We start from the raw sequence: 24,440 nt of genomic DNA on the forward strand, positions 1-24,440 counted from the left end.
TTATGGACTTCGCCCTTACCGACGACCAACGCGCCATGCAGGACGCGGCGCGCGCCTTCGCCGACGCCGAGCTGGCGCCCCACTCCGCCCGCTGGGACGAGGAGAAGCACTTCCCCGTCGATGTGATGAAACAGGCGGCCGAGATGGGCTTCTGCGGCATCTACACCGGCGAGGAACACGGCGGCATGGCGCTGGGCCGGGTCGAGGCGGCCGTGATCTTCGAGGAGCTGTCGCGCGGCGACGTGGCGACGGCGGCCTTCATCTCGATCCACAATATGGCGACCTGGATGATCGACCGGTTCGGATCGGACGCTCTGCGCGCCCGGTTCGTGCCCGATCTGGTCGGCATGGAAAAGATCGCCAGCTACTGCCTGACCGAGCCGGGCTCCGGCTCCGACGCGGCGGCGCTGCGGACCACGGCGGTGCGCGACGGCGACCACTATGTGCTGAACGGCTCCAAGGCCTTCATTTCCGGTGCGGGGACCAGCGACCTCTATGTCGTCATGGTCCGCACGGGCGGGGAGGGGGCAAAGGGTGTTTCCGCCCTTGTCGTCGAGGCCGGGACGCCCGGCCTGTCCTTCGGCGCCCAGGAGCGGAAAATGGGCTGGAACGCCCAGCCGACCGCCATCGTCCAGTTCGACGACTGCCGCGTGCCGGCCGCCAATCTGCTGGGCGAAGAGGGGGCGGGCTTCCGCTATGCGATGGCTGGGCTGGACGGCGGGCGGCTGAACATTGCGGCCTGTTCGCTGGGCGGCGCGCGTCTGGCGCTGGAGACGGCTCAGGATTACGTCGCCACCCGCAAACAGTTCGGCAAGCCGTTGGGCGAGTTCCAGGCGCTCCAGTTCCGCCTGGCCGACATGGCGACCGATCTGGAGGCGGCGCGTCTGATGGTGCTGCGTGGCGCCTGGGCCATCGACACGGATCATCCGCAAAAGACCCAGTGGTGCGCCATGGCCAAGCGCCTGGCCACCGACGCCTGTTTCCATATCGCCGACGAGGCCCTGCAGCTGCACGGCGGCTACGGCTATCTGAAGGATTACCCGCTGGAACGGATCGTGCGCGACCTGCGGGTCCACCGCATCCTGGAGGGGACCAACGAGATCATGCGGGTGATCATCGCGCGGGAGATGGCGCGGGGATGATGGCGGTCGGCGCCGCGATCTGTTATTCTGACCAGAATTCTGATCAGGATTTCGGCCATGCGTTCCATCGGAGTTCTCGAAGCCAAGACGTCGCTGTCGTCCTTGCTGGACGAGGTCCAGACCTCGGGCGAGACCATCGTCATCACCCGGCACGGGCGACCGGTGGCGCGTCTGACGCCCGAGCCGCGTCGTCGCCGACTGTCCGGCGCCGAACTGGCCGCACGGTCTCAGGCCTTTATGGCCGGGCAGGCGGCGGATGCCGATTGGGCGCGAATGAGCTGGGACGAGCTGAAGGCGATTGCGCGCGATGAAGACCCTGGTCGTTGACGCCTCGGCGGCGGCGTCCTGGCTGCTGGCCAGCCAATCCACGGCTCCCGCGCGTCGTCTGTTGGCGGCGCTCGACGACTATGAACTGATCGCGCCCGATGTCTTCCAGTGGGAGGTGGCCAATCTGTTGGTGCGCCAGGCGCGACGCGACGCGGGTTTCAACCTGTCTGAAGCTTTTGTGCGGCTGGACGAATACGAGATCGGTCTGGCGCCGACCCTGTCCGCTCGCGAGGTGCGTCGGATCGCCCTTCTGGCCCAGGGGCGGGGTTTGAGCCTGTTCGACGCGGCCTATCTGTGGCTGACGCTCGAAAGGGACGCCGGCCTGGCGTCGCGCGACGCCGATCTGCTGAAGGCTGCAGGGGCCGCCGGGCAGGATGTTGTTGATCTCAGGGAGAAGGACCTTTCATGACCGAACCCGAAATCATCGCCCGCGTCGAAAACGGCGTCGGCCGTATGAGCCTGAACCGGCCCAAGGCGATACACGCCCTGAACCGGGCGATGTGCGAGGCGATGACCGAGGCCCTGCTGGCCTGGCGTGAGGACGCTGCGGTGCAGTCGGTGCTGATCGACCATGCGGGCGAGCGCGGCTTCTGCGCTGGGGGCGACATCCGCATGATCGCCGAGAGCGGGGCGGGGGACGCGTCCGAGGCCAAGGCCTTCTTCCTGGCGGAATACCGGCTGAACCACTTGATGTTCGACTATCCCAAGCCGATCACGGCCATCGTCGATGGGATCGTCATGGGCGGCGGCGTCGGGATCTCGGAGCCGGCCGCCATTCGCATCGCCACGGAGCGGACGACCTACGCCATGCCGGAGACGGGCATCGGCCTATTCCCGGATGTCGGCGGCGGCTGGTTCCTGCCGCGCCTGCCGGGCCAGACCGGCGTCTGGCTGGCGCTGACGGGCGCGCGGTTGAAGGCGGTCGATACGGTGGCGCTGGGGATCCACACCCACTACGTTCCGGCCATCGACATCGAGGGCTTCAAGGAAGCGCTGCTGGCGAACCCGGGGGACCCGCTGGACGAGGCGAACCGCTGGGTCTGCCCAACCGAGCCGGAAGAGGCGCCGCTGACCCCCCATCGCGACGCCATCGACCGGCTGTTCGCCTTCGACACGGTCGAGGAAATTTCTGCGGCGCTGGAGGCCGACGGTTCGGACTGGGCGTTGGCGCAAATGGCGACGTTGAAGACGAAGTCGCCGCAGTCGCTGAAGGTCACGCTGCGCCAGTTGCGCGCCGGCGCCGCCCTGACGTCCTTCGCCGACAATATGGCGGTGGAATACGCCCTGAGCGGTCGGGTGGTGCGGACCCACGACTTCCAGGAAGGGGTGCGGGCCGTGATTGTCGACAAGGATAATGCGCCCCAATGGTCCCCCGCGGACCTGTCAGGCGTTACGGAGGCGACGCTGGACGCGCTGTTCGCGCCGCTGCCGGACAATGAAAAATGGACGCCGCTGCTCTGACAGCGACGCCGACACTGGGAGAGAGACCATGACCAAGATCGCCTTCATCGGCCTAGGCAATATGGGGGGCGGCATGGCCGCCAATCAGGCCAAGGCCGGCCACGCAGTCGCCGCCTTCGATCTGAGCGCCGCAGCGCTGGAGCGGGCGTCTGCGGCGGGCTGCGCGCCCTCGACCTCGGTCGCCGAGGCGGTGCGCGACGCCGAGGTGGTGATCACCATGCTTCCCGCCGGCCCCCATGTGCATAAGGTCTATGCCGAACAGATCATCGGCGCGGCGCCGTCCAGCGCCCTGCTGCTGGACTGTTCGACCATCGACGTGGAGACGGCGCGCAAGGTGGCGGGTCTGGCGCGTGACGCCGGCTACGCCTTTGCCGACGCCCCGGTATCGGGCGGGACGGCGGCGGCCGATGCCGGAACCCTGGCCTTCATGGTCGGTTGCGACGAAATCGACTTCGCGCGCGTCGAAGCGGCGCTGGAACCCATGAGCCGCATCACCATCCGCGCGGGCGACCACGGGGCGGGGCAGGCGGCCAAGATCTGCAACAACATGCTGCTGGGCGTCTCCATGCTGGGCACGTGCGAGGCGATCGCCCTGGCTGAGAAACTGGGTCTGGAGCCGGAGCGTTTCTTCGAGATCGCGTCCAAATCCTCGGGCCAGTGCTGGAGTGTGACCAGCTATTACCCCTGGCCCGGCCCGGTGCCGACGGCGCCGTCGAACCGCGACTATCAGGGCGGCTTCGCCACGGCCATGATGCTGAAGGACCTGAAACTGGCCCAGGAGGCGGCGGCCAAATCGGGCGCCTCCACCCCTCTGGGGGCCCAGGCCGAGGCGATGTACGCGCTGTTCGACGGTCTGGGCCACGGGGGCCGGGACTTTTCCGCCATGCTCCAGATGCTGCGCGGACGGCTGGCGGATCTGGACGCCGGATGATCCGACGCCGCCCCGAGATCGTAAGCCATGGTCTCAATGGGCGGACTTCCTCTATGAGACGCCTCTTCCCCTCCGCACTGGACCGTCCCGCCTCATGATCGCATCGCCGCCCCGGATCGGAGGTCTGGACGTCCAGAGCTGGGGCGATCCCCAGGATCCGGTCGTCCTGCTGATCGGCGCGCCCCAGGGGCTCTCGCCCGATTGGCGGCGGTGGGTGCGGGCCCTGGTCGAGGCCGGGCGGCACGTCCTGCTGGCCGACGCTCTGGAAGCGGGCGACGAAGCGGCCGGCCTGCGCCGCCTGCTGACCGACATCTCGTCGCGGCCCGCCATCCTGTGTTCGGCCCAGACCCTGGCCGCCGTCGTCCCGGCTCTGGTCGTCACCGGCCCGGCCCTGGCCAGTTGCCTGATCGTGGCGGGCGAGGCGCCGGTCGAGGCGACCGCGCCGCTGGACGGCCTGCCGATCCTGACGCTGGATCCCGACGCCCCCGCCGATCCGGGCGAGACGGCCGACGCCGTCATCCTGGCCTTCCTGGAACGCCAGGCCCCGCGCGAGGCCCTGTATTACCAGGCCGGTTCCGATCCCCGCACCCTGCGCGACGCCCTGGGCTGTTTCGCCACCGGGGTGACGGTGGTGACGACCCTGGACGAGGCGGGGCAGCCGGTGGGCCTGACGGCCAACTCCTTCTCCTCGGTGTCGCTCGATCCGCCGCTGATCCTGTTCTGCCTGGCCCGCAGTTCGTCCAATCTGGAGCGGTTCCAGCGGGCGGCGCATTTCGCCATCAATGTGCTGCACATCGGCCAGCAGCCGATGTCGGGCGCCTTCGCCCGGTCCTCGGCCGAACGGTTCGACGGCGTGGCCTGGGAGACCTGGGACACGGGCGCTCCCATCTTGTCCGGGTCGCTGGCCAGTTTCGAATGCGCGACCCATCAGGTGGTCGAGGCCGGGGACCATCTGGTCTTCATCGGCCGGGTCACGCGCGCCCGGTTCGAGCCGCGCCGCGACCCGCTGCTCTATTTCCGGGGCCGCTACCGTCGACTTCACTTCGCCTGATTGCAGCAGGGCGCCCGGTTCACATTGGGCGGTCGGATCGCTATCTCAGAGCCCAAAGCAAGAGGAAACCCGCCATGTCCGCCGATCCCGTCGTCATCGTCTCCTACGCCCGCACGCCGATGGGCGGTTTCCAGGGCGCGCTGTCCGACGCCAAGTCCACCGACCTGGGCGCGACGGCGGTGAAGGCGGCGCTCGAGCGAGCCGGCCTGGACCCCAACAAGGTCGAACAGATCATCATGGGCTGCGTCCTGCCCGCCGGCCTGGGCCAGGCGCCGGCGCGTCAGGCCGGGATGGGCGCGGGCCTGCCGATCTCGACCGAGGCGACCACCATCAACAAGATGTGCGGCTCGGGCATGCAGGCCGCGATGATGGCGCATGACGCCCTGCTGGCCGGTTCGGCCGAGGTGATCGTGGCGGGCGGCATGGAGTCGATGACCAATGCGCCCTATCTGATGCAGAAGCACCGGGGCGGCGCCCGGATCGGCCATGACGTCATTTCCGACAGCATGTATCTGGACGGGCTGGAAGACGCCTATGAGCCCGGCAAGCTGATGGGGCAGTTCGCCGAAGACACGGCCAAGGCCTATCAGTTCACCCGCGAGCAGCAGGACGCCTATGCGACCGAAAGCGCCGGTCGCGCCAAACGCGCCCAGGACAGCGGCGCCTTCGACGCCGAGATCACGCCGGTCGAGGTGAAGACCCGCAAGGGCGTGGTTGTGGTTGATCGCGACGAACAGCCGACCAAGTCCGACCCGTCCAAGATCCCCAATCTGAAGCCCGCCTTCGGCAAGGACGGCACGATCACCGCCGCCTCGGCCGCCTCGATCTCGGACGGCGCCGCCGCCTTGGTCATGATGCGCCAATCGACGGCCCAGGCCCTGGGCCTTACGCCGGTCGCCCGGGTCGTCAGCCAGGCCGCCCACGCCCATGAACCCAGCCTGTTCACCACCGCACCGGTCTTCGCCCTGAAGAAGGCTCTGGCCAAGGCGGGCTGGACCGCCGACGACGTCGATCTGTGGGAGGTCAACGAGGCCTTCGCCATCGTGCCGATGATCGCCATGCAGGAACTGGGCGTCCCCCATGACAAGATCAACGTCAACGGCGGCGCCTGCGCCCTGGGACACCCGCTGGGCGCCTCGGGCGCGCGGGTCCTGACGACCCTGCTGTCGGCGCTCAAGGCGCGCGGCAAGACGCGTGGCATGGCCGCCCTGTGCATCGGCGGTGGCGAGGCCACCGCCATGGGCGTCGAACTGGTTTAGACGTCGACCGCCGCGTCCAGGGCGTTTTCCTGGATGAATTCGCGGCGGGGCTCGACCACGTCGCCCATCAGTTTGGCGAACAGGTCGTTGGCGTCTTCCTCGTGTTCGACCGAGACCTGCAGCAGGGTGCGGGCGTTGGAGTCCAGGGTGGTCTCCCACAGCTGTTCCGGGTTCATTTCGCCCAGACCCTTGTAGCGCTGGATGGCCAGGCCCTTCTTGCCGGCGTCCAGCACGGCGTTCAGCAGGTCCAGCGGCCCGCGGATGGTGGTGGACTTTTCCTTGCGGCGATAGGTGGCCGGAGCGGAGAAGACGCCGTCGAAGGCGGCGGCGCGCTCGGCCAGACGACGCGCGTCCAGCGAACGCAGCAGGGTTTCTTCCAGCACGATGGTTTCCTGCACCGCGCGCCGGGTGCGGGTGAAGACGACCGCGCCCTGTTCGCCCGGCGCGCCGGTCCAGTCGCCGTCGCCTTCTTCGGCATAGAGATTCAGACGCACGGCGGCGGCGGCCGAGGCCTGGGTCATGTCGGCGTTTTCGGCGAACAGGCCGGCCAGGGCCGCCTGTTCGATGGCGAAGGCGGGGGCGCGCTGGCTGAGGCGATCGACGCCGCCCTTGAAGGCCTTGGCCTCGCGCACCAGGGCCTGCAGGTCCAGACCCAGGCGGCGTTCGCCGGTGGACAGGTCCAACTCGGCCTCGGACGAGCCCTCCTCGATCAGATAGGCGTCCATCTCGGCCTGGTCTTTCAGGTAGCGCGACTGCTTGCCCTTGGAGACCTTATAGAGGGGCGGCTGGGCGATATAGACGTGGCCGCGCGTGATCAGCTCCGGCATCTGCCGATAGAAGAAGGTCAGCAGCAGGGTGCGGATGTGGGCGCCGTCGACGTCGGCGTCCGCCATCAGGATGATCTTGTGATAGCGCAGCTTGTCGGCGTTGAAGTCGTCGCGGCCGATGCCGGTGCCGAGCGCCAGGATCAGGGTGCCGATCAGGTCTGACGACAGCATCCGGTCGAACCGCGCCCGCTCGACGTTCAGGATCTTGCCGCGCAGCGGCAGGACGGCCTGGTTCTCGCGGTTGCGCGCCTGTTTGGCCGAGCCGCCGGCGGAATCGCCCTCGACGATGAACAGTTCGGACTTGGCGGGATCCCGCTCCTGGCAGTCGGCCAGCTTGCCCGGCAGGCTGCTGATCTCCAGCGCCGACTTGCGGCGGGTCAGGTCGCGGGCCTTGCGCGCGGCTTCACGCGCGGACGCCGCCTCGATGATCTTGGCGACCACCTGTTTGGCCTCGACCGGGTGTTCTTCGAACCACTGGGCCAGCCCCTCGGAGCACAGGGCCTCGACGGCCGGGCGCACTTCCGACGAGACCAGCTTGTCCTTGGTCTGGCTGCTGAACTTGGGATCCGGCACCTTGACCGACAGGACGCAGGTCAGGCCTTCGCGGGCGTCCTCGCCGGTGACGGAGACCTTCTCCTTCTTGCCGGCGCCCGAGCTCTCGATATAGCCGCCCATGACGCGGGTCAGGCTGGCGCGGAAGGCCGACAGGTGGGTGCCCCCATCCCGCTGGGGGATGTTGTTGGTGAAGCACAGCATGGTCTCGTGGTAGGAGTCGTTCCACCACAGGGCGAGATCCAGCTCGATCCCTTCCTTCTTGCCGCGAATGACGATGACGTCCTTCAGGATCGGCGCCTTGGACTTGTCCAGGTGGCGCACGAAGGCCTCGACCCCGCCCTCGTAGTGCAGGATGGTTTCGGTCGGCTCGGCGCTGCGCTGGTCGGCCAGTTTGATGACCACGCCCGAGTTCAGGAAGGCCAGTTCGCGCAGCCGGTGTTCCAGGGTCTTGAGATCGAAGTCGATGTGGCTGAAGGTCGTGACCGACGGATAGAAGGTGACTTCGGTGCCGCTCAGCGGCTTGCCGGTGTCCTCGCGGATCGGGGCGTCGCCGGTGATCACCAGCGACTTGACCGTGTCGCCGCGCTCGAACCGCATCTGGTGCGCCTTGCCGTCGCGATAGATCTTCAGCTCCAGCCAGTCGGACAGGGCGTTGACCACCGATACGCCCACGCCGTGCAGGCCGCCCGAGACCTTGTAGGAGTTCTGGTCGAACTTACCGCCGGCGTGGAGCTGGGTCATGATGACCTCGGCCGCCGAAACGCCTTCGCCTTCGTGAATTCCGGTCGGAATGCCGCGGCCGTTGTCGGTCACCGTGACCGATCCATCGGCGTTCAGGATGACCTGGACCAGGTCGGCGTGGCCGGCCAGGGCCTCGTCGATGGCGTTGTCCACCACCTCATAGACCATGTGGTGCAGGCCGGAGCCGTCGTCCGTATCGCCGATATACATGCCAGGACGTTTGCGCACCGCGTCCAGGCCTTTGAGAACCTTGATGGAATCGGCGCCGTATTCGGGCATTTCGGCAATCGGATCGGTCATGAAATCTGTAGCTCTGAAGTCCCGACCGGGACGGGGATTGAGCGCCGCGTGGGGCGCTCGAATCGACGACGGGATCGCACCGCATCGAAGCCCGCAACATATAGGAATTTCCGACGAAAAAGCGAGGAATTCCGTGCCGGAATCCTAGTCGCTCTCCAGCGCTCCGCCGGCGACGCGCACGAACTGCGCGCGGCCGTCCAGACCGGCGAACAGGCTGCGTTCGGTGCCGGTCATGAAGGCCTGGAGGTTCAGGGCGACGATCTCGTCGAACAGGGCGACGCGACGGGCTTCGTCCAGGTGGGCGGGGGCCTCGTCCAGCAGCAGGACGGGGCGGGCGGCCCCGGCGGCGTCATGGTGCGCGAGGCGGCTGATCTGGGCCAGGATCAGGTTCAGGACCAGGGCCTTCTGCTCGCCGGACGAGCCCTCGGCGGCGGGCCGGTTCTTCTCGCGGTGCAGGGCGGTCAGGTCGGTGCGGTGCGGGCCGAACAGGGAGCGGCCGGCGGCCCCGTCGCGGGCGCGGGCGCGGGCCAGGCCCTCGCGGATGGCGGCGGCGATCTCGTCTTCTTCGGCCCCATCCTCGGCCATCTGTTCGGCGGGGCCGTCCAGGCCGAGGTCGGCCTGGGGGAAGAGGCGGTCGCTGCGAGCGTCGATGGCGGCCTGGAGGGCGTGCAGGGCGGCGACGCGGGCGAGGGCGGCGCGCGCGCCCGCCTCACCCAGCCGGGCCTCCAGGGCGTCCAGCCAGACGGGGTCGGCCTCGCGCCCGTCCTGTGCGTCGTTCAGCAGCCGCAAGCGTTCGCGCAGGGCTTTCTCATAGGTGGAGACGGCGGCGGCATGGTCGGGATCGGCGGCGAAGACCAGCCGGTCGAAGAATTTCAGCCGCTCGGCCCGGGCGTCGGAGAACAGCCGGTCTTGCTCGGGCGTGGCCCAGACGGGTCGCAGATAGTCCAGCAGCCGCCCCGGCGGGGCCGTCTCGCCGTCGATGCGGACGATGCGCCGCGCCGCGCCCGCCGTCTGGACGCCGGTGCCCAGACGCGTCTCGTCGTCCAGTTCCACCATGACGGCCCAGGGGCGGCCGACCGCCTCGCCGGGCTCGCGCCGCCCCATCTCGGCGGCGGTCGCGCCCCGCAGCCCCTTGCCGGGGGTCAGCAGGCTGACGGCCTCCAGCAGATTGGTCTTTCCCGCTCCGTTCGGGCCGTGAAGCACCACCGGGCCGGAGGCGAGCTCCAGCCGTGCGCTCGCATAGGAGCGGAAGTCGGTGAGGGTGAGGGAGGTGATCAAGGAAGTGACGAGTGGCGAGTGGCGAGTGGCGAGGAAAGCAGGGCGAGGTGTGCTCGCCACTCATCACTCGCCACTCGCCACTCGATCACACGCGCAGCGGCATCAGCACATACTGCACGCCCGGATCGCCGGGATCGAGCACCAGCGTGGGGCTGGCCGGATCGGCGAAGCGGAAGGCGGCGTTTTCGCCGGTGATCTGGCCGGCGACGTCCAGCAGATAGCGGGCGTTGAAGCCGATCTCGAACGGCTCGTCGGAATAGCCGATCTCGACCTCTTCCTCGGCCTGGCCGGCCTCCATGTTGCGGACGGTCAGCTTCACCCGGTCGTTGTCGAAGGCCAGTTTCACCGAACGGCTCTTCTCGGCCGAAATGGTGGCGACCCGGTCCACGGCCTTGGCGAACAGGGCGTTGTCGATGTCGGCCTGTTTGTCATTGCCCTTGGGAATGACGCGCAGATAGTCGGGGAAGGCGCCGTCGATGACCTTGGACGTCAGGGACGCCTCGCCCATCTGGAAGCGGATCTTCTGGGCCGAGACGGTGATCTCGACCGGGCCGGCGGCGTCGTCCAGCAGGCGGCGGACCTGATCCACCGTCTTGCGCGGCACGATGACGCCGGGGCCGCCGGCCGCGCCCTCGGGCGCCGGGGTCTCGGCCAGGGCCAGGCGGTGGCCGTCGGTGGCCACGGCGCGCAGCAGGGCGACGCCGGCCTCGGCCACCGTGTGCAGGTACAGGCCGTTCAGATAATAGCGGGTCTCTTCGGTCGAAACGGCGAACCGGGTCTTGTCGATCAGCCGCGCCAGGTCTTCCTTGGGCATGACATAGGAGGCGCCGGCGCTGTCGGTGGACATGATGGGGAAGTCGCCCGCCGGCAGGACCGGCAGGTTGAAGCGCGACCGCCCGGCCGAAACCACCAGACGGGGATCGTCGCCCGAATAGAGCAGCGACACCTCGGCGCCTTCCGGCAGCTTGCGCACGATTTCGTACAGGGTATGGGCGGGGGCGGTGATCTGGCCCTCGACGTTCACCGTCGCCTCGGCCTCGTCCACCATCTCCATGTCCAGGTCGGTGGCGGCGAAGGCCAGCCGGTCCCGGCCCGCGCTGAGCAGGACGTTGGACAGGATCGGGATGGTGTTTCGGCGTTCGACGACGCTCTGCACATGGCCCAGGGCCTTCAGGAGCGCGGATCGTTCGATGGTCAGTTGCATGTCGTCTCGCCCGGAAGCGGCGACTCAGGCTGGAGCGCCGCGATAGAGGGCCTTGGACACTAGCGGATTGGGCGCAAGGAGCAAGGAAGGCGACGGAAGCCGTTCACAGATTTCTGTTTCTCCCGCCCCCTTCATGGGGGAGGGAGATTTTTCAGCCGCGCAGCTTGCGGGTCAGGGCCTCGACGTCGCGGGCGATCTGGTCGTCCTGGGCCATCAGCTCCTCGATCTTGCGCACGCCGTGCAGGACGGTGGTGTGATCGCGACCGCCGAAGCGACGGCCGATGTCGGGATAGGAGCGGGTCGTGTGCTGCTTGCACAGATACATGGCCATCTGGCGCGGGCGGGCCACCGAACGGGTGCGGCGCTCGCTCAGCAGGTCGGCCTGTTTCAGGTTGAAGTGGTCGGCCACCGTCTTCTGGATCTCGTCCACGGTGATCCGGCGCTCGGGGCCACCGCGCAGGGCGGCGCCCAGCAGGATCGAGGCCTCGTCCACCGAGACGGTCGCCAGACGCGAACCGGCGGCGGCGGCCAGGGTGTTCACGGCGCCCTCAAGCTCGCGCATCGACCCCGGCGTGCGATCCACCAGCTGGGCCAGCACCTCGGGCGCAGCCTCGCCCTGGACGACGCCCAGGGCCGACAGGGCCTTCAGACGGTTCTGGGCCACGGCGATCTTCAGCTCGCGGTCGCCCGCCTCGACCGGGCAGGTCAGGCCGGCGGCCAGGTGGCTGCGCAGGCGCGGCTCGACCTCGGTCAGGGCCATGGGCGCGCGGTCGGCCGAGAAGACGATCCGTTTGCCGTCCTCGATCAGGGCGGTCAGGGTCGACAGCAGTTCTTCCTGGGTCGAGGTCTTGCCGCCGACGAACTGGACGTCGTCCAGCAGCAGCATGTCGGCCGAGCGCAGGCTTTCCTTGAAGGCGGCGGTCGAACGGTCCTGCATCGCCTTGACGAAGGTCGACAGGAAGCGTTCGGCGGTCAGATAGACCACCTTGGCCTCGGGTCGCAGACGCTGGGCCTCCCAGGCGATGGCGTTCAGCAGGTGGGTCTTGCCGTAGCCGTAGGGGCCGCAGAAGAAGACCGGGTTGAAGTGGCCGTCGGCCCAGCTGGCCACCTGTTTGGCGATGGCCAGGGCGAAGGCGTTGCCCTGACCCTCCACGAAGCTGTCGAAGGTCAGGCGGTCCTGAAGGCCGGCGGCGCGCACGGCGCGGGCGCCGTCGGCGATGGGGGGCACGGTCGGGCTGGCGAAGGCCGCCAGACGCGGGGTGGCGTCCAGGACATTGCCCGCGATCACGGCCGAGGCCGGAGGGGCCGAGCCCACCTCGGCGCGGCAGCGCACGTCCAGGCGGCGGTTCAGGCCGTCCAGGCCCAGCCACAGCTCGTTCATGCGACGCAGGGCGTTCTTGCGGACCCAGTCTCGGGCATAGGCGGTGGGGGTGACCAGGATCAGCTGGCCGGAGGAATCCACGCGAACGGCGGAAGGGGCGATGTAGGACGAGAAGGGACCGTCGCCGATCTCGGCGCGCAGGCGCACCGAGGCCTCATTCCAGATGCGATCCGGATCCGTCATGTTCGATCCGTTCACGCCGCCCGCCATCGCCGTCGCACCCCCAACCATTGTTCAGCCACCCGCTTCAAAAAACCATTCCGACCTTCGGCACTTCAGGGCGACGGTTCAGGGACGACTTCTCCTGCCCCGAAAAGCGATGCTTTTCGGGCGGGGCCGAGCTCCTGGACAGACATCTCCCGCCAACGCGAAACTATCGTCCCGCGCCGTCTTCATCCGTGTTGGGATGGAAGTGCGTTAGAGGCCAAAACTTACGCTGCGAGCCGGTTGGGTCAACGCTGATTCGTTGGTCGATTCGCAGTTAAATTGTTTGACTCCGTCAAACGCTAATCCTGCTTGAGAAATTCGCCTTCCAGGCGCCCCGAAGTCCGTATTCCTGCGTAGAGAGGGTTAACGGCCAAACGCAAAACGGCGAAGGAGCATATGCCCCTTCGCCGTTGAAAAGTCTGCAAAATCCCGTAACGGAACAGCGACAGCCGTTCCGTGTCCGGGAAATCCATAAAGGATTTAGGCGGCCGACAGCTTCTTCAGCTGGGCGGCCAGACGCGACACCTTGCGCGAGCCGGTGTTCTTGTGAACGACGCCCTTGGAGACGGCGCGCATCAGCTCGGATTGGGCTTCCACGAAGGCGGTCTTGGCGGCCGTGGCGTCGCCGCCGGCCAGAGCTTCTTGGAACTTGCGCAGATAGGTGCGGACGCGCGAGCGGCGCGCCTTGTTCACTTCGGTCCGCGCTTCGATCTTGCGGATCGCCTTGCGGGCGCCGGGGTTGTTAGCCATTTCAAACCTTCGAACGGAAAACGCCGCGGAGCACACGTCCACGGCGCGGAAATCTCAAGAGGGCGGGCCTATAGCCGAAAGCCCGGGGGTGGTCAACGCGCAGTTCCGACAAAGGTCAGGTGAGGTGCAACCCGCACCGGGTCGATAAACCTTATTCAACCAAAACATGGCAGCTTCCAATCAGATCGGAAGCCGTATGCCTAAAAAAGCCGCAGCCTTTGCCCTCGCCCTCGTCCTGTCGGCGTTTTTCGTACAGGACGTCTCAGCTCAGCCTGCGGCGCAATCGCGGACGCCCCTTCAACTGGCAGAGGCTGTCGAACGGAGGGCCGGGACGACGGATTTCAGGGCGCTCGAGGCGTTCGGCCGCGAGGCGATACGCCGTAACGACCGCGAAGGTCTGCAACGCCTCTATCATGTCGCCTGGATATTTCTGAACCAGGGCGAGTTCGACACGGCCAGGATCTGGAACGACCGGCTCATGGAAGGCGCGCGTCACCAGGGCTCCCACCGCTACATCCAGATCGCCCGGCTGAACGCCCTGGCCCTGCGGTACGACGAGGGCGAGACGGCCGCCGCCGACGAGATGCGCCGGCTCGCGTCGATGGAGCCCGACTGGTTCGCGCGCACGCACGCCACCCGACTGTGGGCGCTGGCCCTGATGGATCGCGATCAGATCGGCGAAGGGCTGAAGCTGCTGACCGACGCCGACGCCTTGATCCCCGAGGGCGACGCCTATGCGCGGATTGCGCAGGCCGGCCTGTGGGAAATGACCGGCATCGGCCTGATGAGGCTGAACGACATCGATGGGGCCACCGCCGCCTTCGGGCGGTTCGAGATCGACTTGGCCAATCCGGACTATCCCCGGCCGGACTTCGACGCCGTCTACAATCTGGCCCGGCTATCGACCCAATTGGGCGATGTCGAACAGGCGAAGCGCCTGTATCAGGTTCATCACCGGCTGACGCTGCGCGCAGGCCTGCCCAGCCTGGGGGTCTATGACGCCCGCCTGTGCGCCATGGTGGCCCAGGCCGCAGAGGCGCCGCAGGACGTGCTGCGATGTCTGGCGCCCTATGGCGAGAACCTGGGGGACGCCTCCTTCCTGTCGACGCAATTGCTGCCGGCTCGCGCCATCGCCCGCGCCCAGACCGGACAGATCGAGTCCGCGCGGCGCGACCTTGCGCAAATCCGCCGTCGCATCACCGTAGACCGCTACCGAGAGGAAGCGCGGCTGGAGGTGGCGCATGTCGAGGCCGAGATCCTGTTCGCCGAGGGCCGGGCTGCGGAAGCCTACGTCAAGCTTCGCGCCTACAACAGCGCCGAGCGCGTCGCCGAAGCCCGCGTCTTCAGCGGAGGGATCCGCCAGGTCACCGGCGACATGCAGCACAAGCTGACCGAACGTCGCGCCCAGTTGGAGACCGCGCGCTCGAACACAAGATTGCAGGGCTTGATCCTGACCATCGCCGCAATCTTCATCCTGTCGGCCTTGGCCGCCCTGTTGTGGATGGGAAGCCAGGCCCGGGATCTGCGCATCGCCCGTCGCCGCGCGGAAGAAGCCAGCCGGTCCAAGTCGGAATTCCTGGCGAATATGAGCCACGAGATCCGCACGCCCCTGAACGGGGTCGTGGCCATGGCCGACGCCTTGTCGCGCGCCGGGCTGGAGCCGCGTGAACGCGAGATGGTCGAAGTGATCCGGTCCTCGGCCGTGACCCTGGAACGGCTGCTGTCCGACATTCTGGACACGTCCAAGATCGAGGCGGGCCAGATCGTTCTGGAACGGTCGGTCTTTGATCTGGGCGACACGGTGCGCGGCGCGGCGGCCCTCTACCGGCCGCGCGCCGATGAAAAGGGCGTCGCCCTGCGGGTTGAGGTCGAGCCGACCATCGAAGGCGCCGTCGAAGGCGACGTGGTCCGGGTGCGCCAGGTCCTGTCGAACCTGATCTCCAACGCCTTGAAGTTCACCGAAACGGGATCCGTCGTCGTCGCCGCCGTCGCCGTGGATGAAGATCGGGTCCGGTTCACGGTGAGCGACACCGGCTGCGGCTTTGATGCGGGCCAGAAGGGGCGGATCTTCAATCGCTTCCAGCAGGCCGACGGCTCCATTACCCGCCGGTTCGGCGGCACGGGCCTGGGCCTGGCCATTTCGCGAGACCTGGTCGCGCTGATGGGCGGCGTGCTGGATTGCGACGGCCGGCCGGACGAGGGCGCCGACTTCTGGTTCGAAATCCCACTGACCAGGGCGGGGGGCGTCCAGTCGCCATCCGCGCCCTTCGGACCGAGCGACGCCGGCGAGACTGACGCGCGCGCCTTCCCTGCACGGATACTGCTGGCCGACGATCATCCGGCGAACCGCAAGGTCGTCGAGATCATGCTGGCCGACATGCCGACCGAACTGGTGGCGGTCGAGGACGGGCGGCAGGCCGTGGAGGCTTTCCGAAAGGGCGGCTTCGACATGGTGCTGATGGACATGCAGATGCCGGTGATGGACGGCCTCACGGCCACCGCCGCCATTCGCGCCCTGGAGGCCGGGGAGAACCGCGCGCGCACGCCGATCATCATGCTGACCGCCAACGCCCTGCCCGACCATGTGGAAGCGGGGCGGGTCGCGGGCGCGGACGGCCATCTGTCCAAGCCGATCACCCTGGTCGGCCTGCTCGACGGCGTGGCGGCGGCCCTGGCTGCGGCTGAACGGCGGGAAAACCCCGTCGCTGCTTGAGGGGGGCTGCTTGAGGGGGCGCCGCTTGAGGGTCAGGCGCGGAAGTCGGCGGGTTTCAGTCCGTGGCGCTGCAGCTTGTCGTACAGGGTCTTGCGCGGAATTCGCATCTCCTCCAGCACCGAGACGATGTCGCCCCTATGGGTCTGCAGCGCGCCGCGCAGCAGTTCGCCCTCGAAACGATGCATCCGGTCCGGCAGGCTCAGATCGGCCTCGGCGCCGCCGGACCCCTCGTCCAAGCCCAGGACGACGCGTTCGGCGAAATGGGCCAGTTCGCGGATATTGCCGGGCCAGTCCTCTTCCAGCAGACGACGGCGGACGCCGTCGGTCACGCTCGGCGGCTCGACGCCGTGGCGGTCTGCGGCGCGACGCAGGAAATGGGCGAACAGCAGGGGGATGTCCTCGCGCCGCTCGCGCAGCGGCGGCACGCGCAGCCGCACCACGTTCAGGCGATAATAGAGATCTTCGCGGAAATCGCCGCGCCGCGCCGCCTCGCTGAGGTCGATCTTGGCCGAGGCGAGGATGCGCAGGTCCAGCACCCGGGGCTCATTGGCGCCGATCGGATGGATCTCCCGCTCCTCCAGCACCCGCAGCATCTTGACCTGGACCGCCAGGGGCATGCTCTCGACCTCGTCGAGAAACAGCGAGCCGTTGTGGGCGCGCTCCACATGTCCCACCCGTCGCCGCATGGCCCCGGCGAAGGCGCCCAGTTCATGCCCGAACAGTTCGCTCTCGATCAGGCCGTCGGGCAGGGCGCCGCAGTTGACGGCGACGAAGGGCGCCAGCCGGCGCCGGCCTCCATTGTGCAGGGCGCGCGCGACCGCCTCCTTGCCGACCCCGGTCTCGCCTTCGATCAGCACGTCCATTCGGGCGTCGGCGATCTGGGCGATGGTGGCCCGCAGCGCCGTGATGGCGCGCGACGATCCGGCCAGCGGCAGTTCGTGCCCGCCTTCGGCGGCCATGGCGACCAGGCGGCGGTTCTCCAGCACCAGACTGCGCTTCTCCAGCGCCCGGTTCAGGCTGTCCTGCAGCCGCTCGAACGGAAAGGGCTTGGCGACGAAGTCATAGGCGCCGTCGTGCATGGCGGCCACGGCGTCGGCGATGTCGCCGTGGCCGGTGATCATGATGACCGGCAGACTCGGGTCCAGGGCCTGCAGCCGCGTCAGCAACTGGCGGCCGTCCATGCCCGGCATCCTCAGGTCGGTCACGACCACGCCCGGGAAGTCTGCGTCCAGCGCCTTCAGGGCGGGCTCGGCCGCCGTGAAGGCGCGCACCTCCAGTCCTTCAAGCGTCAGGCGTTCAACCAAGGCCTGGCGAAAGTCGGCGTCGTCCTCGATCAGGGCGACGGTCTGCGGCAGGGGCGGGCGCATCAGGCGGCCTTCAGGACGGCGACGAAGGTCGCGCCCCGTTCGGCGGGGACCAGATCCAACTCGCCCCCGAAACTGGCGACGATGTCGCGGCAGATGACCAGCCCCAGGCCCAGGCCGTTGGCGCGGGTGGTGACGAAGGGCGTGAACAGCTGGCGCGCCACATCGGGCGCCACGCCGGGCCCGTTGTCGGCGAAGATCAGCCGCACCCGCTCGCCGTCGCGCGCCACGGTCAGGGTCAGGCGGGCGTCGGTCTGACCTTCCATGGCCTCGGCGGCGTTCTTGATCAGATTGACGATGACCTGTTCCAGCCGGAACTGGTCGGCGCGGACCTGCACGTCGCCGTCGCCGATCCGCTCCAGTCTGACCCCGCGTTCCTCCACCCGCCCGCGCGTCAGTTCCAGCCCGCCCTGGATGGCGTCCTCCAGCCGGATGGCGTCGATGGTCGGCGTGGCCTTGCGTGAGAACAGCCGCAGGTCCTGGGTGATGGCGCCGATCCGTTTGGTCAGACCGCCGATGCGCTGAAGCACGTCTCCGACCTTGTCGGGCTGGTCGCGGCTCAGCAACAGTTTCGCGGTCTCTGCATAGGTCCGGATGGCGGCGACGGGCTGGTTGATCTCGTGCGCCACGCTGGCGACGATCTGGCCCAGGGCGGCCAGCTTGCTGGCCTGCACCAGTTCGTCGCGCAGCAGCTCCCGCGCGGCCTCGGCGCGGCGGCGCTCCTCGATCTGGCGGTTCAGGGCCAGATTGGCGTCGTGCAGTTCGCGCGTGCGTTCGTGGATGCGGCGCTCCAGCTCCAGCCGGCCTTCTTCCTCCGCCTGAGCCTTGGCGCGGGCCAGATGACGCCGGCGCAGCAGCACGGCCACGCCCAGGGCCAGAAGGCTGGTGATCAACAGGGCCAGGCCGCGCGCCCCCGCCACCGCCGCCCCGATCACCCCCCGTTCGGGCGTCAGCAGATGCAGGGTCCAGCCGGGCGCGGCCGTATCCGTCTCCGAATGCACCCATGTCTGCGGACGGCCCTCGCCGACGGCCGTCCGCACCAGCCGGGGCCGGTCGCCGTTCGGCGTCCGGAAGGGCATGGGGGACAGGGCGCCGGGGTGGAGGGTGAGGTCGGTCAGGCTGAGGCGACGCCGTCGCTCGTCCATCGGTTCGGTCGTGCGGAAGCGCCATTCCGGGATGCTGGTGACCAGGACGACGCCGCCGGGATCCGCCACCCAGGCGGGCTCGCCCGAGCCGCGCCATTCGGCCTCCAGGTCGTCGAACTCGACCTTCAGCACAACCACGCCCAGGGGCGCGCCGTCCGCTGAGTCCACGCGGCGCGACAGATAGAGGCCGGGTCTGCCGCTGCGGGTGCCCAGGGCGTAGAACTCGCCTTCGGCGTCGCGCATCGCATTGATGAAATAGGGCCGGAACTCGTAGCGCGAACCGACGAAACTGGTCGAGGCCCGCCAGTTGCTGGACGCCAGGGTCAGGCCCCGCGCGTCCAGCACATAGATGACGGCGGCGCGGGTCTGGGTCGCCAGCCGCTCCAGCTTGCGGTCCACCCCGTTCACGGCCTGGGCGCTGGGCGTGGTCAGCAGGTCGGCCACATCGGGATCGCCGGCCAGGACGATGGGGATGGCGCGCTGCTTGTCCAGTTCGCTGCGCAGCACTGCAGCGTGCAGGGCGGCGCCGGCCGTCGCCTGGCGTTCCAGTTCGCCGGTCGCATCACGCCGCGCGGCCTCGCCCGCGACGCCCGCCAGCACGGCGCTCGCCGCCAGCCAGCCAAGCGTCAGCAGGACCCAGGGCTGTCGAGCGATACTCGAAAGTCCTTCGATAGTCAGGGGCGGCGATGAACGAGTCATACGCCTATCTGTGCGACATTTCGCACGACTAGGCCATCACCTTGTGCGTCCAGCCGCACTGTCGATCCCGATTCTCGACGTATCGTGGGAAGATTATGCTGAGAAAACAGTTTTCTAGACTGTCTTTCGAAGGGGTTTGGAAGCGGCTTCACCCTGCCGGACACTGGACCTCGGAGCCTCGCCGCAGACGTGGGGCCCGTCGAGGAAACCGCGGGATGGTCCCGCAGTGACAGGAGCCTTCCGTGATCGCGCTTCCCTCCACCGCAGAACCGGCCGTGCGTCGGCCCTTTTACCGGCATCTGTATTTCCAGGTTCTGACCGCCATCGTGGCCGGTGCGATCATCGGCCATTTCTGGCCCAGCTTCGGCGAAAGCCTCAAGCCGCTGGGCGACGCCTTCATCAAGCTGGTGAAGATGATCATCGCCCCGGTCATCTTCCTGACCATCGTCACCGGCGTCGCCGGCATGAGCGACCTCGGCCGCGTGGGGCGCGTGGCGGCCAAGGCCTTCGCCTATTTCCTGACCTTCTCGACCCTGGCCCTGATCGTCGGCCTGATCATCGCCAACCTGGTCCAGCCGGGACGCGGCCTGAACATCGATCCGGCCACCCTGGATGTCGGCGCCGTCGCCAAATATTCGGAACAGGCGCATGAGACGACCATCACCGGCTTCCTGATGGGCATCATCCCGGACACGATGGTTTCCGCCTTCTCCGAGGGCAATATCCTTCAGGTGCTGTTCGTCTCGGTCCTGTTCGGCCTGGCCCTGGCCCTGGTCGGCGATGTGGGCAAGCCGGTGCTGAGCTTCCTGGAATCGATCAGCCACGCCTTCTTCAAGCTGGTGGCCATCCTGATGAAGGCCGCGCCCATCGGGGCCTTCGGCGCCTTCGCCTTCACCATCGGCAAATATGGGATCGGCTCCATCGCCAATCTGGCCGCGCTGGTCGCCACCTTCTACCTCACCGCCGTCATCTTCGTGGTCGGCGTCCTGGGCCTGGTCGCCTGGGCCAACGGCTTCAACATTCTGAAGCTGATCCGCTATCTGAAGGAGGAACTGCTGCTGGTCCTGGGCACCTCCTCGTCGGAAGCCGCCCTGCCGTCGTTGCTCAGCAAGATGGAACGCGCCGGCGCCTCCAAGTCGGTCGTCGGCCTGGTCGTCCCGACCGGCTATTCGTTCAATCTGGACGGCACCAACATCTACATGACCATGGCGGCCCTGTTCATCGCCCAGGCCCTGAACATCGAGCTGACCCTGCAGCAACAGATCCTGCTTCTGCTGGTCGCCATGCTGTCCTCCAAGGGGGCGGCCGGCATCACCGGCGCCGGATTCATCACCCTGGCGGCGACCCTGTCGGTGGTTCCTACCGTTCCGGTCGCGGGCATGGCGCTGATCCTGGGCATCGACCGGTTCATGAGCGAGTGCCGGGCCCTGACCAACTTCATCGGCAACGCCGTGGCCACCATCGTCGTCGCCCGATGGGAGGGCGAACTGGACCGGGACGCCTTGCACGCGGCCTTGAACGGTCCGTCGCAGCCGATCGCGGCCCAGCCCGATCCGGCGGCCGGCCCCGGCGACAAAGAGCTGGTCACCGCCGACTGAGTTCCTTCCTGCATCCGGCGCTTGCCCAACGCTGATACGCATTTCTGCTTATAGCCATTTGGGCCTTCCTTAACAGTCGCACCCTATGAGCGTTATTCATGATTATTCACCGCTCCCTCGCAGCGGGTGTCGGCCTCGCCGCGCTCGCCACATCCGCCTTCGCCCAGTCGTCAACGCCGACGGCGGAAGAAATCGCCGCCCTGCGCGCCCAGGTGCAGGCCCTGTCCGCGCGCCTCGAACAGCTTGAGGCCCAGTCGCAGGTCCAGGCTCAGACGGCCGCCGCCGCGCCCGCTGCCGCGGGAACGCCGCCGCCGGTCGCCGCCGCCGCGCCGCGCCCGGTCGTCCAGGCCGCCAGCGCGCCCTCCAGCGTCGACTGGTCGAGCGGCCTTCCCGAACTGCGCAGCCCGGACGGCGGCTTCACCTTCAAGCCGCGCATCCGCGTCACGGCCGACCTGTCCAACACCTTCGGTTCGGACTTCGACGGCCGCAACCTGACCACCACCGAACTGCGCGGCCTGCGCCTGGGCGCCCAGGGCAAGACCCCCGGGGGCTTCAGCTACTGGATCGAAGGCGACATCGCCGACAATGCGATGAGCGTCGCCAACGCCTTCATCGCCTATAGCCGCAAAGTGGGCGGCCGCGATCTTGAGGTGTCCGTCGGCCAACGTCTGAACGATCGCTGTTTCGAATGCGGCACGGCCGAGGATGTGGTTCCGTTCCTGGAGCGCAGCATGGCGATCTCGACGGTGGGGCCGGAGCGCGGCTCCTACGGCGTCGGCGTGACCTCCAAGCTGATCGGCAGCGTCTGGCACGCCTCGTTGTCATTGACCGGCGACGCGATCAGCAGCGGCACGACGAATGACTCCGTCACCCTGATGGGCCGCACCCACTGGTCGCCCTTCAAGACCGACGACGGCTTCCTGCACATCGGCGGCTGGGGCTTTATCGAGGATCTGACGCCGAATGCATCGGTGGGTTCGCGCAGCCTGGTGGTCTCGTCGCGCGGTAACGACAATCTGCGTCTCTCGGCCGGAACCTATGCCGATCCGAAGGGCAGCAAGGGCCTGGGGCTGGAGCTGGGCGGGGTGCATCGCTCGGGCTGGCTGATGGCCGAAGGCGGCCGGCGTGTGCTGGAGACCGCCGCGCGGGACTTCGACCAGGACGGCTATAGCATTTCGGCGGGCTTCTTCATCACCGGCGAGAAGCCGCCCCTTTCGCCCCGTACCGGCACCTGGGCGCGTCCCAAGGTGCTGAAGCCGCTGGGCGTCGATGGTTACGGCGCGGTCGAAATCGTCGGCCGCTATGACACCGCCGACTACAGCGACAACCCGACCGGGGGGGAAGCCGACACCTGGCTGTTGGGCGTCAACTGGTATCCGACGAACAACACCCGCGTCTCCACCCACTGGAGCGCCTGGTCGGTCGATAACCGCACCGGGACCTTCGTCGGCGACGACAGCGGCAACACCGCCACCGTCCGCGTCCAGACCGCCTTCTAGACCTGAAACCCGCCCGGAACGGTCCGCCGTTCCGGGCTTGCGCTCCAAAGCCGCCGAGATGATCGCATGAACCCGAAGAACATCCCGATGCAGCGGAAACTGGCGATCGCCTTCGCCCTTCTGCTGACCGTAGCGGCCGCCATGATCGGGGCGGTCTTTTTCCAGCTGTCGGAGATGAAGACAGCGGCCGAACTGAACGCCGAGAGCAAGTCGATCATCGACCACACCCATGTGGCCGAGAAGGGCGTCATTCGCCTGAACTCACAGATGCGCGGCGTGCTGTTGACCGGAAACGCCGACTATCTCGAAGTCTACCGCAAGGGCTGGGAACAGTTCGAAGCCTCGGTCGCCGCTCTGGGCGCCGCCAACCTGACGCCGGAAGAGCAGGCGCTGGTTGAGAAGGCCAAGACCAGCGCGGCCGCCTGGCGCACCGAGTTCGGCACGCCGCTGACTGAGGCGGCGCTGGACCCTTCGCGTATCGAGGCCGCGCGCCGCGTGGTGATCGATTCCGGCGATCGGGTGCGCGTCACCCACATCACCAAGGCCGTCACCGAAATCCGCGATATGGAGATCGAGCGGATGAACGTGCGCGACGCCGAACAGGCGTCGGCGATCACCGCCTCCTTCATCGCCCTGGCGGTCGGGGGGCTGATCCTGGTCGCCGCCGCCGTCTTCCTGGGCGTGCAACTGTCCATCCTGATGGTCGCGCCCGTCCGCCGCATGACCGGCGCCATGTCGGTCATGGCCAACGGCAAGCTGGACGTCGCCATCCCCGACACCGACCGCAAGGACGAGGTCGGCGCCATGGCCCAGGCCATGCAGATCTTCCGCGACAACAGCCTGCGCGCCAAGGCGCTGGAGCTCGAAACGGAAACGATGCGCGACGAGTCGGAAGTCGAGCGTCGGCGCCGCGAAGCCGCCGCCGCGCAGGAAGCGGCCGAGAATGCGGTCGTGATCGAAAGCCTGGGCAAGGGGCTGTCCGCCCTGGCGGACGGCGATCTGGTCTATCGCATCGACGCGCCCTTCCCGGCGCGCAGCGAAGTCCTGAAAACCGATTTCAACCGTTCGATCTCCCGTCTGGAAGAGACGGTCACCGGCGTGCTCGGGTCGGTCCGCGGCATCGACTCCGGCGCCGGCGAGATCAGCCAGGCCTCCGACGACCTGTCGCGCCGCACCGAACAACAGGCCGCCAGCCTGGAGGAAACCGCCGCGGCCCTGGATGAGATCACGGTCACGGTCCGCAAGACCGCCGAGGGCGCCACCCAGGCCGCCACGGTCACCAGCGGCGCCCGCCAGAGCGCCCAGGCCTCGGGCGCGGTCGTGATGAACGCCGTCCAGGCCATGCAGAAGATCGAGGACGGCTCACGCCAGATCAGCCAGATCGTCGGCGTGATCGACGAGATCGCCTTCCAGACCAACCTCCTGGCCCTGAACGCCGGGGTCGAGGCGGCGCGGGCCGGCGAGAGCGGACGCGGCTTCGCGGTGGTCGCCTCTGAAGTGCGGGCCCTGGCCCAGCGCTCGGCCGAGGCCGCCAAGGAGATCAAGACCCTGATCAACAGTTCGGGCGCCGAGGTCGAGAACGGCGTGCGCCTGGTCAGCGAGGCCGGTTCGGCCCTGCAGGCCATCGCGTCCCAGGTCAACGACATCAGCAATCTGGTGGTCGAGATCGCCGCCTCCGCCAAGGAGCAGGCGACCGGCCTTCACGAGATCAATGTCGCCGTCAACCAGATGGACCAGGTCACTCAGCAAAATGCTGCGATGGTCGAACAGGCGACGGCGGCCAGCAACGCCCTGCGCCAGGAGACCGCCGAACTGTCGGCCCAGGTGTCCTTCTTCCAGGTCTCGGGCGGAAAGCCGGTCTCAGCCGCGCCCGCAGCCCCGTCCGCGCGCTCTGCGCCCCGCCCGTCCCCTCGCGCGGAACAGCGCGTGGTCAAGGTCGCCAACGGCCGCGACATGACGGTCGGTTCGAACGACGACGGCTGGGAAGAATTCTGATCAGAAGGGGGCG

18 protein-coding genes are annotated in these 24,440 nt (G+C 68.0%); 11 read left to right on the forward strand and 7 right to left on the reverse strand.

The features are described from left to right. Positions 1–2: 2 nt before the first annotated feature. The 7 genes from ACW18C_RS02790 to ACW18C_RS02820 all read left to right on the forward strand — a co-directional run bounded on the left by ACW18C_RS02790 (position 3) and on the right by ACW18C_RS02820 (position 6,171). A complete protein-coding gene (locus ACW18C_RS02790) occupies positions 3–1,142 on the forward strand; it encodes an acyl-CoA dehydrogenase family protein (RefSeq protein WP_492072702.1) in 1,140 nt (379 codons plus the stop codon). A 57-nt stretch (positions 1,143–1,199) separates the two neighbouring features. Further along, the gene (locus ACW18C_RS02795) at positions 1,200–1,469 is read left to right on the forward strand and encodes a type II toxin-antitoxin system Phd/YefM family antitoxin (protein WP_035306346.1); all 270 of its coding nucleotides are present in this window, start codon (positions 1,200–1,202) and stop codon (positions 1,467–1,469) included. Next, positions 1,450–1,878, forward strand: coding sequence for a type II toxin-antitoxin system VapC family toxin (locus ACW18C_RS02800; RefSeq protein WP_492072704.1), 429 nt, complete (start codon positions 1,450–1,452; stop codon positions 1,876–1,878). The genes ACW18C_RS02795 and ACW18C_RS02800 overlap by 20 nt, the downstream gene beginning before the upstream one ends. After that, complete coding sequence (locus tag ACW18C_RS02805; RefSeq protein WP_492072706.1) at positions 1,875–2,930, forward strand: enoyl-CoA hydratase/isomerase family protein; 1,056 nt, start codon at positions 1,875–1,877, stop codon at positions 2,928–2,930. Before ACW18C_RS02800 ends, ACW18C_RS02805 begins: the two co-directional genes overlap by 4 nt. 28 nt (positions 2,931–2,958) lie before the next feature. Continuing rightward, positions 2,959–3,861 (forward strand): 3-hydroxyisobutyrate dehydrogenase, encoded by a 903-nt coding sequence (mmsB, locus tag ACW18C_RS02810; protein ID WP_492072707.1) that lies wholly within the window; start codon positions 2,959–2,961, stop codon positions 3,859–3,861. Between the two features lie 94 nt (positions 3,862–3,955). Then, positions 3,956–4,912 (forward strand): flavin reductase family protein, encoded by a 957-nt coding sequence (locus ACW18C_RS02815; RefSeq protein ID WP_008264121.1) that lies wholly within the window; start codon positions 3,956–3,958, stop codon positions 4,910–4,912. Between the two features lie 74 nt (positions 4,913–4,986). Next, positions 4,987–6,171 (forward strand): acetyl-CoA C-acyltransferase, encoded by a 1,185-nt coding sequence (locus tag ACW18C_RS02820; protein WP_183196225.1) that lies wholly within the window; start codon positions 4,987–4,989, stop codon positions 6,169–6,171. Here ACW18C_RS02820 and gyrB read toward each other — a convergent pair. From gyrB to rpsT, 5 genes are all read right to left on the reverse strand, one after another. Beyond that, a complete protein-coding gene (gene gyrB / locus ACW18C_RS02825; protein WP_154726870.1) occupies positions 6,168–8,594 on the reverse strand; it encodes a DNA topoisomerase (ATP-hydrolyzing) subunit B in 2,427 nt (808 codons plus the stop codon). The genes ACW18C_RS02820 and gyrB overlap by 4 nt on opposite strands. A gap of 144 nt (positions 8,595–8,738) precedes the next feature. Further along, complete coding sequence (recF, locus tag ACW18C_RS02830; RefSeq protein ID WP_492072708.1) at positions 8,739–9,872, reverse strand: DNA replication/repair protein RecF; 1,134 nt, start codon at positions 9,870–9,872, stop codon at positions 8,739–8,741. A gap of 85 nt (positions 9,873–9,957) precedes the next feature. Continuing rightward, positions 9,958–11,076: a DNA polymerase III subunit beta gene (gene dnaN, locus ACW18C_RS02835; RefSeq protein ID WP_154726893.1), complete on the reverse strand. Its 1,119-nt coding sequence runs from the start codon at positions 11,074–11,076 to the stop codon at positions 9,958–9,960. A gap of 151 nt (positions 11,077–11,227) precedes the next feature. Next, on the reverse strand, positions 11,228–12,667 hold the full coding sequence (gene dnaA / locus ACW18C_RS02840; RefSeq protein WP_008258751.1) for a chromosomal replication initiator protein DnaA: 1,440 nt from the start codon (positions 12,665–12,667) through the stop codon (positions 11,228–11,230). Between the two features lie 477 nt (positions 12,668–13,144). Next, positions 13,145–13,414 (reverse strand): 30S ribosomal protein S20, encoded by a 270-nt coding sequence (gene rpsT, locus ACW18C_RS02845; RefSeq protein WP_008262250.1) that lies wholly within the window; start codon positions 13,412–13,414, stop codon positions 13,145–13,147. Positions 13,415–13,610: 196 nt separating this feature from the next. On the opposite strand from rpsT, the gene ACW18C_RS02850 reads away from it, so the two are divergent. Continuing rightward, on the forward strand, positions 13,611–16,127 hold the full coding sequence (locus tag ACW18C_RS02850; RefSeq protein WP_492072710.1) for an ATP-binding protein: 2,517 nt from the start codon (positions 13,611–13,613) through the stop codon (positions 16,125–16,127). 32 nt (positions 16,128–16,159) lie between these two features. On the opposite strand, the gene ACW18C_RS02855 is transcribed toward ACW18C_RS02850, so the two are convergent. After that, positions 16,160–17,494: a sigma-54-dependent transcriptional regulator gene (locus tag ACW18C_RS02855; RefSeq protein WP_035310247.1), complete on the reverse strand. Its 1,335-nt coding sequence runs from the start codon at positions 17,492–17,494 to the stop codon at positions 16,160–16,162. Next, complete coding sequence (locus ACW18C_RS02860; protein ID WP_492072711.1) at positions 17,494–19,335, reverse strand: sensor histidine kinase; 1,842 nt, start codon at positions 19,333–19,335, stop codon at positions 17,494–17,496. The genes ACW18C_RS02855 and ACW18C_RS02860 overlap by 1 nt, the downstream gene beginning before the upstream one ends. A 242-nt stretch (positions 19,336–19,577) precedes the next feature. Between ACW18C_RS02860 and ACW18C_RS02865 the strand changes: the two genes are divergently transcribed. From ACW18C_RS02865 to ACW18C_RS02875, 3 genes are all read left to right on the forward strand, one after another. Continuing rightward, complete coding sequence (locus ACW18C_RS02865; protein WP_492072713.1) at positions 19,578–20,933, forward strand: dicarboxylate/amino acid:cation symporter; 1,356 nt, start codon at positions 19,578–19,580, stop codon at positions 20,931–20,933. A 98-nt stretch (positions 20,934–21,031) separates the two neighbouring features. Beyond that, complete coding sequence (locus ACW18C_RS02870; protein ID WP_492072714.1) at positions 21,032–22,432, forward strand: OprO/OprP family phosphate-selective porin; 1,401 nt, start codon at positions 21,032–21,034, stop codon at positions 22,430–22,432. 66 nt (positions 22,433–22,498) lie between these two features. After that, positions 22,499–24,427 (forward strand): methyl-accepting chemotaxis protein, encoded by a 1,929-nt coding sequence (locus tag ACW18C_RS02875; RefSeq protein WP_492072715.1) that lies wholly within the window; start codon positions 22,499–22,501, stop codon positions 24,425–24,427. Positions 24,428–24,440: the final 13 nt, after the last annotated feature.

Source organism: Brevundimonas sp. FV1ye7S, from assembly GCF_058680995.1.